Origin of the sequence: Jiangella asiatica, assembly GCF_004349065.1 — a bacterium.
GTDB lineage: Bacteria > Actinomycetota > Actinomycetes > Jiangellales > Jiangellaceae > Jiangella > Jiangella asiatica.
On the sequence record NZ_SMKZ01000011.1, the window covers coordinates 98,982 to 113,420 of the forward strand.

Sequence of the window (14,439 nt, forward strand, 5' to 3'; positions counted from 1 at the left end):
ACCACATTGATCATGGCTCAACGCACGTTCCGGGGCGGCGCCCTGAAGGCCCGTCAGGCCATGATCAACAGACGAAGGGCCGCAATCGCCCGAGGGCGGTCACGTGTGCGTGATCGAGCACGGTCGTCAGGTACCGCTCGCGCAGTGGGTCGGCGGTGTCGCGCATCCAGGTGGCCAGCGTGCGGCGCATTGCCGTGAGCTGGTCGGCGCGCTCGGGGTCGCCGCTCAGGTCGGTCAGCGCGTCCGGGTCGGCGTCGAGGCGGTACAGCTCCTCCGGCGCGCGGGTGAGGTAGTGCTGGGTCCGGACGGCGACGGCCGGGTCGGTCGACGCGGCGGCGAGCATGGCCGGCCAGGTGCGGCCCTGCATGTTCTCGGCGCGGTAGGCCATGGCGCCGTCGGCCCACGCGTTCCACACGTAGCCGAACCGTTCGTTCTGCACGCACCGCATCTCGTACCGAATTCCGGCCGACGTCTCGTGGAAGACGGTCACCAGGTGGTCCCGCCGGTCCTCGTCCCCGCCGGTGAGGAGGGTGACAAGGGAGCGACCGTCGACGTCGTCAGGCGCCGGGACGCCCGCCGCGTCGCAGAACGTCGGCAGCAGGTCCAGCCCGGAGACGAACCGCCGGCTCACCACCGTCCCTGCGCTGGTGTGGCCCGGCCACCGGACGATCAACGGGGTCCGGGTGCTGTGCAGATAGCAGTTGGCCTTGGCGAACGGGAACGCCATCCCGTTGTCCGAGAGGAACACGACGAGCGTCCGCTCGGCCTGGCCCGACGCCTCGAGCGCCCCGAGCACCGCGGCCACGACGTCGTCGCACCGGCGACTGGAGCTCAAGTACTCGGCGACCTCCCGGCGCACGTCGGCCAGGTCCGGCAGGAAACCCGGCGGTGTCGCGGCAGCGGGCTCGTACACCCGGGACGGCCGGGGGATGGTGGCCCGCTCCGCCGCGGTGAAGTGCGACAACTCCTGGTCACTGCCGTGGAACGGCCGGTGCGGGTCGTGGGCGTTGGCCATCAGGAACCACGGTCGCCGCTGCGCCGCGGCGGTGGCGACGAACTCCGCCGTGGCCGCGGCGTAGGCCCTCGGGTCCCGGCCCATGCCGAGCTCGTCCACCTGCCGCACATAGTCCCAGCCGAACCGCGCCACCGGCTCCAGATGGTGCACCTTGCCCAAGATCCCGACGCGGTAGCCGGCCGGCCGCAGCAGGTCGGTCAGGAGCGGGACGCCGTCATGGATCGGTTCGAATCCCTCGGCGCCGTTGCGGTGCGGCCATCGCCCGGTGAGCATCGCCGAGCGGCTGGGCTGGCACACCGCGATGGGCACATGGGCTCGGCGGAACACGACGCCTTCGGTGGCCAGCCGATCCATGGCCGGCGTGACACCACCGGCGCCACCGAAGCATCCGGGCGTGTCCGCGCCGAGGTCGTCGGCGGTGATGAGCAGGATGTTGCTCACGCTCATGTGCCGGCTCCGTACTCCCTCAACGGGTTGCGCCCCCAGTGTGCGTTGGGCGTCAGATGATGCCATGGCGCAGGCATGTCCGCGGGGGTGTCGACGCGGTATGCCGACGCGGCCTTGCTGAGCAGCGCGATCCACGACGCGTCGGTGCCGGCCAGGTCGTGCTCCTCGTCCGGGTCCTCGACCAGGTCGAAGGCGTGGATCGGCCGGTCTCCGGGCCCGAGCTCGACCTTCGTCTCGCCGTCGGTGATCATCGTCCGGTCGTCGATCTCGGAGATGACGAACTCGCGGTGCAGGTCGTCGGCCCTGTCGTCCAGCAGCCGGAGCAGGCTGCGACCGCGCTGCCCGGCCAGGGCCGTGCCAGCGAGGTCGAGCATCGTGGCGGGCACGTCGATCAGCTCGACCAGCGCGTCGCGGACCAGGCCGCGACCGGCGGGGACCGCGTTCGGCGGGCGGACGATCAGCGGCACCCGGACCGACGACTCGAAGAACTGGCCCTTGCCGACCAGCCGGTGGTCGCCGAGCAGGTCGCCGTGGTCGCTGGTGAACACCACCCACGTGTTGTCCAGCAGCCCGCGCGTCTCCAGCGCCGCCAGCAGCCTCCCCAGCCAGGCGTCGATGAACGTCACGTTGGCCAGATAGTGGGCCCGCATCCGCCGGATCTCGTCCGCGGTGGCGTCGGGGATGTCCGAGCTGGCGATGCTCGCCCCGACCGGGTACCGGTAGTCGAGGGGACCCAGCGGCATGCCGGCCGGGTCGTACATCGAGGCGTACGGCTCCGGCGGATCGAAGGGGTCGTGCGGACCCTCGGGACCGACCCAGAGGAAGAACGGCTCGTCAGGCGCGTTCAGCAGCCACTGCTCCGCCCGGCCCAGCACCCACCCGTCGATGTGGTCGTGCTCGTCCAGGAACGAGGCGCGGGACCGCAACGGACCGTCAGAGGCCCGCTCGAGCAGGTCCGCGTGGAACGCGTCGAGCAGCCCCCGTGCCTTGAGGTGTTCGGTGTAGGCGCTCGCGCGCAGGTTGCCGCGGCTCATCTTCCCGGTGGTCTCGAACGGATCGTCGAAGCCCATCGCCCGCAGGATCGGGTCGGAGACCAGCAGCTCGACGTCGTGGAACCACGTGTAGTGCAGCTTGCCGACGTTCGCGGTGCGGTATCCCGCGTCGCGCAGGCACCGCACGAACGACGGCGCCTCCGGCCACGGCGAGGTGTCGTTGTCCAGGCACTGGTGCTGGTGCGGATAGCGGCCGGTGAGCATGCTGGTCCGGCTCGGCACGCACAGCGGGCTCTGGCTGTACGTGCGGCGGAACCAGGTCCCCTCCGCGACGAGCCGGTCGAGGTTCGGTGTCCGGACCGGGAACGTGCCGGCCGCCGCCAGGGCGTCCCACCGTTGCTGGTCGGTCATGACCAGCACGATGTTCGGCTTCTGGGCAGGTCCGGCGCTCACTGGGAGGTCCGAGGTACGCGGGCCAGCCGCAGCTCGTGGGCGCCGTCGGGGCGGGCGTACTCGAAGTACACGAACCAGGTGCCGTCGACCTCCACGATGTCGCCGTAGCGCACCGAGCCGCTGCTGTGTGGCGACGTCCGCCACGGCTGGTCCGGCGTGATGCTGGTCCACGAGGCGAGGTCGGCGGACACGGCCAGGCCGGTGCGCTCCTCGTAGTTCTCGCTGGCGTCGCGCGACCCGTCGTAGAGGCCGACGTAGCCGTTGCCAATGTCGACGACGGTGGTGAGCCGTGCCTGGTAGCGGTCCCAGCCGGCGCCGACCGGGAACACGTCCGGAGTCCAGCTGAATTGCAGGCCGTCCTCGCTGACGGCGAGCCCGGTCGGGAACGTCGTCATGTCGGTGACGTAGATGTCGGCCCTCTCGTGGGCCAGCCGGCGGTCCTCGTCGGAGAAGTCCGCGGCGGCGGCGTAGCTGACGAACAGCCGCACGCTCGACCCGTCGACGACCGGGACCGGGTCCTTGACGCCTTCGGTGCCGGTGGCGGCCGCCGTCAGGGCCGGGACCCGGGTGGTGAGGTCGAACGCGTCGGGGGTGCGGGCCTGGGCGACGTCGATCCGCCACCGGTTGTCGGCCGGGTCGACGTAGCTGACGTAGAGCAGGTACCTGCCGCCGTGGCGGACCAGGGCGAACCGCTCCATCGACGACGTGCCCAGCTCATCCTTCTCGACCGACCAGATGTCGGTGAACTCCACGCCGTCGCTGCTCGACGCGATCGCGCAGCGCCAGCCCCGCTCGGCCGCCTCGCCGCGGGGTCGCCGCTGCCGGTACGTCATCAGGAACCGGCCGTGCTCGGGCTCGTGGACGACGCTGGGGCAGCCGACCCAGAATCCTGACCGCGGGTGCTCCGGCGCCAGGACGGTGACTGCGTCCTCGACGTCGAAGCGCTCCAGGCCGGCGAGGTCGTGGACGGGAACCGATGTCATCGTGGTGTTCCTCTCGGGTGGTTCTGCGGTGCGGGGTCGGTGCGGCTGTCAGGGGCGCTGCACTGCGCCGTCGGTCCGCCTCGTCGCGGTCCAGCCGTCTCGGGTCAGGGGTGGCAGCGGCGGGAAGGCCGCGGCCAGTCGCTCGTCGATGTCGACGCCGAGGCCCGGCGCCGCGGACGGCCACAGGTGTCCGTCCGCGGCGACCGGGGTGCCCGGGAACACCTCCCGTACCGCGTCCGGGAAGGCGTAGAGCTCCTGGATGCCGGTGTTGGGCAGGGCGATGTCGAGGGCGAGGTTCGCGGCGTGCCCGACCGGCGAGACGTCACCGGGGCCGTGCCAGGCGGTGCGGATGCCGAACAGCTCGGCGGTCGCCGCCAGCCGCAGCGCCGGGGTGATGCCGCCGATCGCCGACAGGTGGCACCGGATGTAGTCGCACCACCGCTGCGAGACGACCGGGAGATACTCCCCCGGCCCGACGAACAGCTCGCCGATGGCGATCGGCGTCGACGTCTGTGCCCGCAGGGTCGGCAGCCAGCCGAGGTCCTCCGGCGCGACCGGGTCCTCCAGGAAGAACAGGTGGTACGGCTCGAGGTCCTTGGCCAGCCGGATCGCCTGCGACGGGGTCAGCCGCTCGTGCGCGTCGTGGAGCAGCCGCACCTCCTCGCCCAGTGCGCCGCGCAGGTGCTCGAACAGCCGCGGGATTGTCCGCAGGTACGCCTCGGCGTCCCATCCGTCGGCCGCGAGGCCGCGGCGGACGCCGTCGGCGCCGTCCGCCGCGACGACCTCCGGGTAGCCGTACGTCCGCACGCCCGGTACCGCGACCTGACACCGGACGTGCCCGAAGCCGGCTTCCAGGTGCGCGAGCACGGCGTCGGTCACCTCGTGGGCGTCGCGGCCGCGCGCGTGGACGTAGGCCGGCACCGCCAGCCGGGCACGGCCGCCCAGCAGCTGCCACACCGGGAGCCCCGCCTGCTTGCCCTTGATGTCCCACAGCGCCAGGTCGACGCCGGACAGCGCGTTGTTGAGCACCGGCCCGGCCCGCCAGTACGACGACAGCTGCAGGGCGTGCCAGCTGTCGGTGACGTCGGCCGGGTCGCGGCCGATCAGCTGCGGTCGCAGGTAGTCCTGGATCGCCGACACGACCGCGAGCGGCCGCTGGGCGAAGGTGGCGCAGCCCAGCCCGTAGAGTCCGTCGTCGCTCGTCAGCACCTTGACCACGACCAGCGGGACGCCAGCCGGTGCGGTGACGACGGTCCGGACGTCGGCGATGCGCACGCCGGCCGGATCGTCGCGCTGCCACGGCGGCGGCCAGGGATTCTCGGTCACGACTCCCCCTTTGCCTCGTGGGACTCGCCGCCGGCTGGGACCTCGCGGTCCGCGGTCGACACAGTGCCCTCCAATGCGTCGGCGTCGCGCCAGCTCCACATCGAACCGAGCCCGAGCAGCCGGGCCGCGCGGTCGCCGCTCCAGGCGCTCGCGGTGCCGGTCAGGCCGGCGCGGATCCGGGTCGACGGGTGGAAGCGGGCCACCAGCTGGGCCGTGGGCGTCGTGGACAGCGAGTCCGGTGCGAGCACGTTCACGCTGTGGTGGCCGTCGCGCACGTCCAGTGCCGCGACACAGGCCCGGGCGGCGTCTCCCAGCTCGACGTAACCCCACAACTCGCGCACCGACTTGCCGGCGCCGGGGTCGGCCGCGACCTGCCGCACCCGCTCCGCGACCATGTCCCGCGTCGCGATCCAGCCGAAGCGCGGGGCCACCACCGTCAGCCCGGTCGAGCGGGCGATCATCGCCGCCGTGTGCTCGTCGACCTGCTTGCTCAGGCCGTACGGGTCGTACGGCGTCAGCGGGTGGTCCTCGTCGATCGGCACGTACCGCGGCGAGAACGACGCCGGGCCGAACGTCAGCCCGTAGGCGGAGACGCTGGAGGCGACGACCGCGGTGCGGATGCCTCGCGCCGCCGCGGCGTGCAGGACGCGGAACGTCACGGCGGTGTTGTTGGCGAACACCGTCGCGGCCGGCGCGGCGTGCGGGCCAGGGATCGCGGCCAGGTGGATCACCTCGTCGCAGCCGGCCACCACGGTGTCGGCCGCGTGCGGATCGGCCAGGTCCGCGGCCCGCACCTGGACGCCGTCGACGACGCCCGGTGCCCGGTCCACCGCGACCACCGCCGACCCGGCCGAGCGCAACATCGTCACCACCGACCGGCCGAGCCGCCCGGCGGCACCGGTGACCAGAACTGTCCGGCTCACGGCCCGTAGACCTCCAGCTCCCGGATCGTCAGGTTGTTCGCGGCGGGCTGGCCGCCGACGATCCTCACCTGCCGCGCGGTGGTGCCGGCCGGCAGCGGGATGGCGTCGTCGCGCCCCGTCGGCTCGGTGATCGTCGCCACCGTCGTCCAGGGACCGCTCGCGGAGTCGGCCACCTGGACCTGGTACGACAGCGCCGTCTGGTTCGGGTTCCAGCGGACCAGGACGAGATCGACCGGCATGACTTCGCCGAGGCCGACGGAGATCCATTGGCCGCTCGACGGTGCAGAGCGCCACTCGGTGGTCCAGTCGCGGTCGACGGCCAACGCCGGCTGCCGGGTCTGATCCGGCGCCGACGACGCGTTGACCGGACGTCCGGCCGCCAGGTTGACCTCGCCGTCCAGCCAGGCCTGGGTGGCCAGGCGCTTGGCGGCCAGCAGGTCGAGATCCTTCTCGCGGTCGCCGGCACCCTGGACCACCACCCGCGTCCCGTCGAAGAACGTCGCGTTGGGCGGCATGGACGCCAGCGCCGTCTCCATCGCCTCGATGGTGTCGATCTCGGCAGCCGCGATGGGCTCCAACGCCACCCGGAACGCCGGGTCGTCCACGTCGGTGTACTGGTCGGCAACCCGGAGGCCTTGGAGGAAGTGCAGCCGCGACGTGAACACGTGCGTGTACAGCTCGGTCCAGTGCCGCATCTGGGCGAACCGCGCCGAGGTCCCGTCGTCCAGCTGGGCGCCGATCTGGTTGGCCCGGGCCAGCTCCGCGGCCACCTGCGTGAAGTTGGCGATGGTGTCCGGATCGGTGCCCCAGGGCCGGTACTGGGTGAACGGGTTGCTCTTCAGCCCGTCCGGGGTGATCGGTCGCAGCGCCGCCCCGCCGCCGAGCACGGCCGGGTTGAGGTAGATGGCCAGCCGCTGGTACCAGCTGTAGACCCGCAGGCCGGCCGGGTCGCCCGTGGCGTAGGACGGGTCGACCAGGGCGCGGTCGACCAGCGACCAGTAGCGCAGCACGTCCGGGGCACGGTCCGCGCCGAAGTCGGTGGTGGCGACCCGGTTCAGCAGCGGCTCCGGGTGCGCGGCGTCGAACGGGGTGGTGTCGGTTGGGTCGAACAGGCCCGGGTCCCAGATCATCTCCCGGATGACCGACAGGTTCGCCGAGTAGGTCCAGCCCTCCACTCCGCCCCACCACAGGTAGAAGTTCCGCACGCCGATCTCGGCCAGGGCATGCAGTTTGCTGGCGGCCGCGTGCGGTACCGGCAGCCCGATGACCGGCTTCACGCTTTCGCAGCTGCCGCCGGCGGAGACCAGCGAGGCGTAGTCCGGGCCCCACGTGGTCACGCCGGTCTCGTCGACGGTGTCGATGGCGACGTCGCTGAAGTTGGTCCGCCTGGTGACCCAGTTGTCGCCGTTGCCGTCCTCGTTGTAGAGGATGCCGACGCCGAGGTCGCGCAGCCGCGCCATGGTGGCAGCGTCGCCGCCCGCGGGGTACAGGTGCCACATCCAGGCCATCGGCGTGACGTCGCGGTCGCCGATGACGTCCTTCATGATCCGCATGATCTCGACGGCGACGTCGGACTTCTGGATGTCGCACGTTTCGCCGTCGGTGCCGGCACGGATGCTGTTGGGGGTCGGGATGTGGCTGTAGTCGCCGAACAGGGTCTCCAGGATCACGATGTCGTCGTGCTGGGCGAGTGCCGCGGCGAAGACGTCGGCGTAGGCCTGCGCGCCCCGCGGCGTGAACGGGTCGATGGTGCGGGTGCCGTCGCCTCGGACGCAGGTGGAGCTCTCGTTGGCCGGATCGTCGAACCATGCCGCACCCACCCCTGGCAGCGGCACCTCGTAGGCCAGCTTCAGGCCCCACTTCTCCCGGACGTCGGCCGGTAACGGGGCGCCGTGCTTCTCGCCCCACACCACGTTGATGTAGTTCTCCGCGTAGTACCGGCCCTGTTGGTCGTCGGTCCAGTCCGGCGGCGGGGACTGGGTGAACCGGTGCCCGCCCACCCTGTTGACGAACGCGGGTTCGGCGGCCTCGTTCAGCGCGGCGACGTCCAGGCTCGCCTCGCGCTCGATGTGCTGCTCCAGCCGGAACACCCCGTTCATCGCGCCCTTCGGGCTGGCGCCCACGACGTACAGCACATCCGTCGTGCCGTCGGTCCGCGCGTCGAGGTGGTAGGCCTCCGGCGAGTCGCCGGGCAGGTCGAACGGGTCACGACGGTGTGCGATGCCGGCCAGCGGGTGGTCGGCCACGGTGCCGACGACGATGACGCCCGCAGCGGAGCCGAGGTTCTCGCGGCGCAGCCAGGCGGTGGCGCTCAGGGTGGAGCCCGCCTCGCGTACCTCCAGTGGTGCCGGTGCGCCGAGGTGGTCTGCCAGCTGCCCGGCGAGGTGGTCCGCCGCGGTCCGCTCGACGGCGTCGGAACCGTGGACGATCACCCAGTCCGCCCCGACGGCCATCTCACCGGCGGTCGAGGTCAGGCGATCGGCGGTGACGGGTGCGGCGGTGGCGGGCGCGGCTGTCGTCGGGGGCGCCGCGAGCGACGCCACGAGCGCGGACGCGAGAGCGGTGACGGCGGGTACCACGCGGGTGCGTCGGAGCAACATCATCGTTCTCCCTGGGTCTGGTGGTCGGCGCCCGGCTCGGCGAGGTGGCAGGCGACGAGCTGCCTGCCGCCGCGCAGGTCGAGCGCGGGATCGTCGTGCGAGCAGCGGTCGATCGCCTTCGGGCACCGGGTGTGGAAGTGGCACCCCGACGGCGGGTCGAGCGGGCTGGGCACGTCGCCGGTGAGCTTGATCCGGCCGGGACGGTTCCGCTCCGCGGGGGTGTGCGCCGGAACCGAGGAGAGCAACGCCTGGGTGTAGGGATGGCGTGGGCTGCGGTAGATCTGGTCCTTCTCGCCGTACTCGACGATGCGGCCCAGGTACATGACGGCGACGCGGTGGCTGATGTGCCGGACCACGGCGAGGTCGTGCGCGATGAACAGGTACGACAGGCCGAGGTCGCGCTGGAGGTCCACGAGCAGGTTGACGATCTGCGCCTGCACCGACACGTCGAGCGCTGACACCGGCTCGTCGAGGATCAGCAGCGACGGGTCGAGGGCCAGCGCCCGCGCGATGCCGATCCGCTGTCGCTGCCCGCCGGAGAACTCGTGCGGCAGCCGGCCGGACCAGCGCGGGTCCAGCCCGCATCGCTCCATGAGCTCGGCCACCTTGGCCGGACCGGCGGCGTCGTACCGGCCGTGGATCCGCAGCGGTTCGGCGATGATCTCGTGCGTCGTCATCCGCGGGTTCAGCGACTCCGCGGGGTCCTGGAAGACGAACTGCATGTTCCGGCGGACGGGCCGCAGCGCCGACCGGCTGGCCGTCGAGATGTCCCGCCCGTCGAAGACGATCCGGCCCGAGGTCGGCCGCAGCCGCCGGATCACGGCCAGGCCGGTGGTCGACTTGCCGCAGCCGGACTCCCCCACCAGCCCGAGCGTCTCGCCGCGCCCGATGGTGAACGACACGTCGTTCACCGCTTGGACGGTCTGCCGCGGGCCGAGGAGTCCCGAGCGGACCGGGAAGTGGATCGTCAGGTTCTCCACGCGCAGGATCTCGCCGCCGGCGCGACCCATCGAGCTTCCGGCCGGGGTTCCGGCCGGCGTAAGTGCGGAGGTCGTCATCGGCCGTCTCCCGTCAGCGGCACCCCGGTCAGCTCGCTGACCCGGGCTGCCTCGGCCGCGGTCTCCTCCGCACTGATCTCCTCAGTGAAGTGGCACGCCGACCGGCGCCCCGCGGCGATCTCGCGCAGCTCCGGTGTCTCCGTCGCGCACACGTCGCGGCCGGCGCGGAGCGTGCACCGGGGATGGAAGCGGCACCCGGGCGGCGGGTCGGCCAGGTTGGGCGGCGAACCGGGGATCGGGACCAGCCGGTCGACGTCGGCGTCGAGTCGGGGCAGCCCGGCCATCAGCCCGATCGTGTACGGGTGCCGGGGCGCGGCGAAGATCTCCTCGGCCGAGCCGGTCTCGACCACCCGGCCGCCGTACATCACAACCACCGTGTCGGCCAGCTCGGCGACGACGCCGAGGTCATGAGTGATGACGATCGCGGCGGCGCCCGTGGCCGCCTTCGCGTCGCGCAGGACGTCGAGCACCTGTGCCTGGATGGTGACGTCGAGCGCGGTGGTCGGCTCGTCGGCGATCAGCAGGCTCGGCTCGTTGGCGATCGCCATGGCGATCATGACGCGCTGGCGCATGCCGCCGGAGAACTCGTGCGGGAACTGCCGCATCCGCAGCTCCGGTTGTGGGATGCCGACGACGCGCAGCAGCTCGACGGCCCGCCGCTCGGCCGCGCGCCGGCCGCCCGGATAGCGGTGTTCGCGCAGCATCTCCACCAGCTGCTTGCCGACCCGCACGACCGGGTTCAGCGAGGTCATCGGGTCCTGGAAGATCATCGCGACCGCGCCGCCGCGGACCGCCCGCAGCGTGCGCCGGTCGGCGTCGAGCAGTTCCCTGCCGTCGAGGCGCACGCTGCCACGCACCTCGACGTTGCCGGAGCGCGGTAGCAGCTGCAACACGGCCAGGACCGACGCGCTCTTGCCCGACCCCGACTCGCCGACGACGGCGACGGTCTCGCCGCGCCGGACCGTGAAGCTCACCCGGTCGGCCGCCTGCACCGATCCGTCGTCGCCGTGGAACGTGACCTCCAGGTCGCGGATCTCGAGGATGACGTCGTCGCGGGCATCGGAGCCGCTGTTCATGGCGCTGTCCTTCGTCGCTGCGGTCACGCGGCTCACCACACCCGGCTCTTCCGCCCCCCGAGCGACTCCCGCAGCGAGTCCGCCAGCAGGTTCAGTGCCAGCAGGAACACCGCGAGGGTGAGGCCCGGGAAGACGCCGTACCAGGGGGCGTCGCGCAGGTAGGTCCGGCTTTCGTTGAGCATCAGCCCCCACGACGGCTGTGGCGGCTGGGTGCCCAGGCCGATGAACGACAGGCCGGCCTCGAGCAGGATGCCCATGCCGATCGCCAGGCTGAGCTGCACCAGCAGCGGCCCGAGCACGTTCGGCAGGAGGTGCTTGACCATGATGTGGGCGTCCCGGCCGCCCAGGCACTCGGCCGCGACCACGTAGTCGCGTTCGCGCTCCCTGAGCGTCGAGGCACGGGCGAGCCGGGCGAAGACCGGGATGTTGATCAAGGCGATGGCGACCAGGACCTGGCCGGTTCCGGTGCCGAGGACGGCGACGACCACGATCGCCAGCAGGAGGCCGGGATAGGCCAGCAGCGCGTCCCAGATGCGCCCGGTGACCGAGTCGACCCACCCGCGGTAGTACGCGGACGCGATGCCGAGCAGGGTGCCGACCGTGGCACCGAGGAGCACTCCGCCGATGCCGACCGTCAGCGCGATCCGGGCGCCGAAGATGATCCGGCTGAGGATGTCGCGGCCCAGCTGGTCGGTGCCCAACCAGTACTCCCCGCCCGGCGGGGCGAGCACGGCGTCGCGGTCCTGGGCGATCGGGTCGTGCGGCGCGACCAGTGGCGCAAGCACCGCGGCGAGCGCGAACAGCGCGACGACACCCAGCGCCACCATGCCCTGGGGCGAGCGGACGGTCGTGGTGAGCGCCCGTCGCAAAGGGCGCCGCGGCCGCTGGCCCAGCCGGGTCGGTCGCGCGGCGCTGCCGTCGGCCGCATCGGTCGTGCCGGAGTCGGCGAGGCCGACCGGCTGGGCCTCGGAGAGCATGCGCGGCGCGGTCATGCGGCGACCTCCCGGCGGCCGAGCCGGATCCGAGGATCGATGCCGCCGTAGACGAGGTCCACGATGAGGTTGATCAGCGCGAACCACGCCACCATCAGCAGCAGGATTCCCTGGACGACGAGGTAGTCACGGTTGAGGATCGACTGCACCAGCAGCCGTCCCAGCCCCGGCCAGGCGAAGATCGCCTCGATGATCACGGCCCCGGACAGCATGTGGCCGAGCATGATCCCGAGCATGGTGACGACCGGGATCAAGGCATTGCGAAGCCCGTGCCGGACGACGACGCGGACCCGGCTGATCCCTTTGGCGACGGCGGTACGGATGTAGTCCTCGGACAGAGCCTCGATCATGGCCGTGCGGCAGTACCGGATGAGGATCGCCATCTGGTCACTGGCCAGCGCGAACGCCGGCAGGATCAGGTACTTCGCCGCCTCGCCCGGGTTGTCGGTCAACGACGCGTAGCCGCCGGCGGGGAGGATCCCGAGGTACAGCGCGAAGACCAGGATGCCGATGATCGCGAGCCAGAAGTTCGGGATGGCGATGGGCAGCGCCGTCAGGGTGGTGACCAGCCGGTCCACGACGCCGTTGGGCCGCATGGCGGCCAGGCAGCCGAGCGGGATCGCGATGACGACAGCGATCAGGATACTGGTCAGCGCCAGCTGCAGGGTGGGCCCGACGCGGGTCATGATCAGCTCGGCGGCCGGCTGGCCGTTGACATAGGACGTGCCCAGGTCGCCGGTCAGGACGCCGCCGAGCCAGTCGATGAACTGGACGACGACCGGCCGGTCCAGCCCGAGCTCCCGCCGGACCTGTGCGATCGCCTCCGGGCTGGCGTCCTCACCGGCGACGAGGCTGGCCGGGTCGCCCGGAGCGAGGTGCAGGATCATGAAGATCAGGAAGCTCGACAGCAGCAGGACCGGGACGAACTGCGCCAGCCTCCCGATGACGTAGCGAGTCACCCCTCGTCCACCCAGACTTCCCGCAGGTCGAAGCCGCCGTTGGGCCGCCGCTCGCCCCAGCCGTGGACCGTGGCGTCGCTCGCCATCACGAGGTTGTTCGTGGCGATCGGCATGACGAACGACTCCTCCAGGAGCAGTTCGTTCAGCCGGCCGTAGATCTCCTCCCTGGCGGCGTCATCGGTGGCCGACCACAGCTCCTCGACCAGCGCGGTGTACGCCTCACCGGCGTAGTTGGACTGGTTGGTCTCGGGGTTGAACGGCCGGGAGAGCAGGAACAGCGAAGCGGGACTGAAGTTGGACGATCCGTACGGCCCGGACAGCAGACCGGTGTAGTTCGCCTGCTGCGACAACTCACGCCACCGGGGAACCTCAGGGGTCTCGACGTTCAGCTCCACCCCGATCGAGGCCAGGTCGGCCTGGAGGATCTGGGCGAAGTCCACCAGTGGTGCCTGGCCGCCGTTGCTCCACAGGTCCAGCGACAGCGAGTCGACGCCGGCATCGTCGAGGAGGCGCCGAGCCTCGTCGAGGTCGTAGGCCATCGAGGCGTCGATCTCCTCGTCGTACGCCGGCGAGGTCAGTGGCCACGGCAGCGCGGTCGGGTCGCCGATGCCGGACAGCGTCTGCTCGACGAACCGCTCGCGGTCGATCGCGTGGTTGATCGCCTGCCGCACCCGCGGGTCCGTGAGCGCTGGGTCGCTCACGTTGGCCGCGATGTAGTAGGAACCGGCCGGATCGGTGACGGTGACCTTCCAGCCACCGTCCTCGAGCCGGGCGACCTCGTTGAGCGGGACGTTGCTGACAGCGTCGAGCTCACCCGACTCCAGCTGGACGACCATGGTCTGCGGGTCCGGGGCCACCTGCACCACGACCTCGTCGAGGTACGGCAGCTCGTCGTCCCAGTAGTCCTCGTTGCGCGTCAGCGTGTAGCTGCGCTCCGGCTGCCACTCGGCGAGGGCGAACGGACCGGTGCCGTTGGCGACCGTGGTGGCGTCCGGGCCCTCGACGGTCGCCTGATCGACGATGTAGAGCATCTCCAGGAAGTCGAATATGTTCGGCAGCGCGCGGCTGAACGCGATGGTGACCGTGCGGTCGTCGGGAGTCTCGACCCCGGTGACGAGCTTGGCGAACGCGGCCAGCTGCGGCGCTCCCACCACGGGATCGGCCACCCGCTCGACGGTGTACTTCACGTCGGCGGAGGTCAGTTCCTTGCCGTCGTGGAACGTGACGCCATTGCGCAGCGTCAGCGTGATGCTCGTGGCGTCGTCGGCCAGCTCCCACGACTCGGCGAGCTCCGGTTGCGGCTGCAGCTCGTCGTCGAGCTCGACCAGGGTGTTGTACACCGCGTCGGCATAGAGCAGCTGGACCTCGCCGAGCACGTTGCCGTCGAGGCTCACGATGTCGGCCGGCCGGCCGATCGTGAGGCTGCCGCCGCGGACCGGTTCGCCGGACGAGCTCCCGACCTCGGTCTGGTTGTCGTCGCCCGTCCCGCCGGCGCTGTCGACGGGAGAGCAGCCAGCGAGAGCGAGGACGGCGACCGCTCCGCCGGCCATGATCGTGCGCGGCATACGCCGGAGTGCGTCAAGCCGGGTGGACATGGCCTGCCTCCTGGAAGCTT

Annotated in this window: 11 protein-coding genes; all 11 read right to left on the reverse strand. The window is 71.6% G+C overall.

All coding sequences use genetic code 11. The features are described 5' to 3' along the window. Positions 1-64 precede the first annotated feature (64 nt). The 11 genes from E1269_RS10045 to E1269_RS10095 are packed head-to-tail and all read right to left on the reverse strand — an operon-like array spanning position 65 to position 14,419. Positions 65-1,462, reverse strand: coding sequence for a sulfatase family protein (locus tag E1269_RS10045; RefSeq protein WP_131893946.1), 1,398 nt, complete (start codon positions 1,460-1,462; stop codon positions 65-67). After that, positions 1,459-2,907: a sulfatase family protein gene (locus E1269_RS10050; RefSeq protein WP_131893948.1), complete on the reverse strand. Its 1,449-nt coding sequence runs from the start codon at positions 2,905-2,907 to the stop codon at positions 1,459-1,461. The genes E1269_RS10045 and E1269_RS10050 overlap by 4 nt, the downstream gene beginning before the upstream one ends. Continuing rightward, on the reverse strand, positions 2,904-3,890 hold the full coding sequence (locus E1269_RS10055) for a glycoside hydrolase family protein (RefSeq protein ID WP_203433298.1): 987 nt from the start codon (positions 3,888-3,890) through the stop codon (positions 2,904-2,906). Before E1269_RS10055 ends, E1269_RS10050 begins: the two co-directional genes overlap by 4 nt. Positions 3,891-3,938: 48 nt before the next feature. Beyond that, positions 3,939-5,216, reverse strand: coding sequence for an enolase C-terminal domain-like protein (locus E1269_RS10060; protein ID WP_131893950.1), 1,278 nt, complete (start codon positions 5,214-5,216; stop codon positions 3,939-3,941). Then, a complete protein-coding gene (locus E1269_RS10065; protein WP_162606328.1) occupies positions 5,213-6,139 on the reverse strand; it encodes an NAD-dependent epimerase/dehydratase family protein in 927 nt (308 codons plus the stop codon). The genes E1269_RS10060 and E1269_RS10065 overlap by 4 nt, the downstream gene beginning before the upstream one ends. Continuing rightward, positions 6,136-8,742: a discoidin domain-containing protein gene (locus tag E1269_RS10070; protein ID WP_131893954.1), complete on the reverse strand. Its 2,607-nt coding sequence runs from the start codon at positions 8,740-8,742 to the stop codon at positions 6,136-6,138. Before E1269_RS10070 ends, E1269_RS10065 begins: the two co-directional genes overlap by 4 nt. After that, the gene (locus E1269_RS10075) at positions 8,739-9,797 is read right to left on the reverse strand and encodes an ABC transporter ATP-binding protein (RefSeq protein WP_131893956.1); all 1,059 of its coding nucleotides are present in this window, start codon (positions 9,795-9,797) and stop codon (positions 8,739-8,741) included. The genes E1269_RS10070 and E1269_RS10075 overlap by 4 nt, the downstream gene beginning before the upstream one ends. Continuing rightward, positions 9,794-10,900: an ABC transporter ATP-binding protein gene (locus tag E1269_RS10080; protein ID WP_239000844.1), complete on the reverse strand. Its 1,107-nt coding sequence runs from the start codon at positions 10,898-10,900 to the stop codon at positions 9,794-9,796. Before E1269_RS10080 ends, E1269_RS10075 begins: the two co-directional genes overlap by 4 nt. Positions 10,901-10,905: 5 nt before the next feature. Then, positions 10,906-11,865: an ABC transporter permease gene (locus tag E1269_RS10085; protein ID WP_131893958.1), complete on the reverse strand. Its 960-nt coding sequence runs from the start codon at positions 11,863-11,865 to the stop codon at positions 10,906-10,908. Then, positions 11,862-12,824 carry an ABC transporter permease gene (locus E1269_RS10090; protein ID WP_131893960.1) on the reverse strand — a complete coding sequence of 321 codons (963 nt, stop codon included), beginning with the start codon at positions 12,822-12,824 and terminating at the stop codon, positions 11,862-11,864. The genes E1269_RS10085 and E1269_RS10090 overlap by 4 nt, the downstream gene beginning before the upstream one ends. Further along, positions 12,821-14,419: an ABC transporter substrate-binding protein gene (locus E1269_RS10095; protein WP_131893962.1), complete on the reverse strand. Its 1,599-nt coding sequence runs from the start codon at positions 14,417-14,419 to the stop codon at positions 12,821-12,823. The genes E1269_RS10090 and E1269_RS10095 overlap by 4 nt, the downstream gene beginning before the upstream one ends. Positions 14,420-14,439 lie beyond the last annotated feature (20 nt).

Bases quoted from the DNA above. Each gene is read 5' to 3' on its own strand.
- E1269_RS10055 (WP_203433298.1), bottom strand. From the start codon at position 3,890: ATGACATCGGTTCCCGTCCACGACCTCGCCGGCCTGGAGCGCTTCGAC.
- E1269_RS10045 (WP_131893946.1), bottom strand. From the start codon at position 1,462: ATGAGCGTGAGCAACATCCTGCTCATCACCGCCGACGACCTCGGCGCG.
- E1269_RS10095 (WP_131893962.1), bottom strand. From the start codon at position 14,419: ATGTCCACCCGGCTTGACGCACTCCGGCGTATGCCGCGCACGATCATG.
- E1269_RS10070 (WP_131893954.1), bottom strand. From the start codon at position 8,742: ATGATGTTGCTCCGACGCACCCGCGTGGTACCCGCCGTCACCGCTCTC.
- E1269_RS10085 (WP_131893958.1), bottom strand. From the start codon at position 11,865: ATGACCGCGCCGCGCATGCTCTCCGAGGCCCAGCCGGTCGGCCTCGCC.
- E1269_RS10075 (WP_131893956.1), bottom strand. From the start codon at position 9,797: ATGACGACCTCCGCACTTACGCCGGCCGGAACCCCGGCCGGAAGCTCG.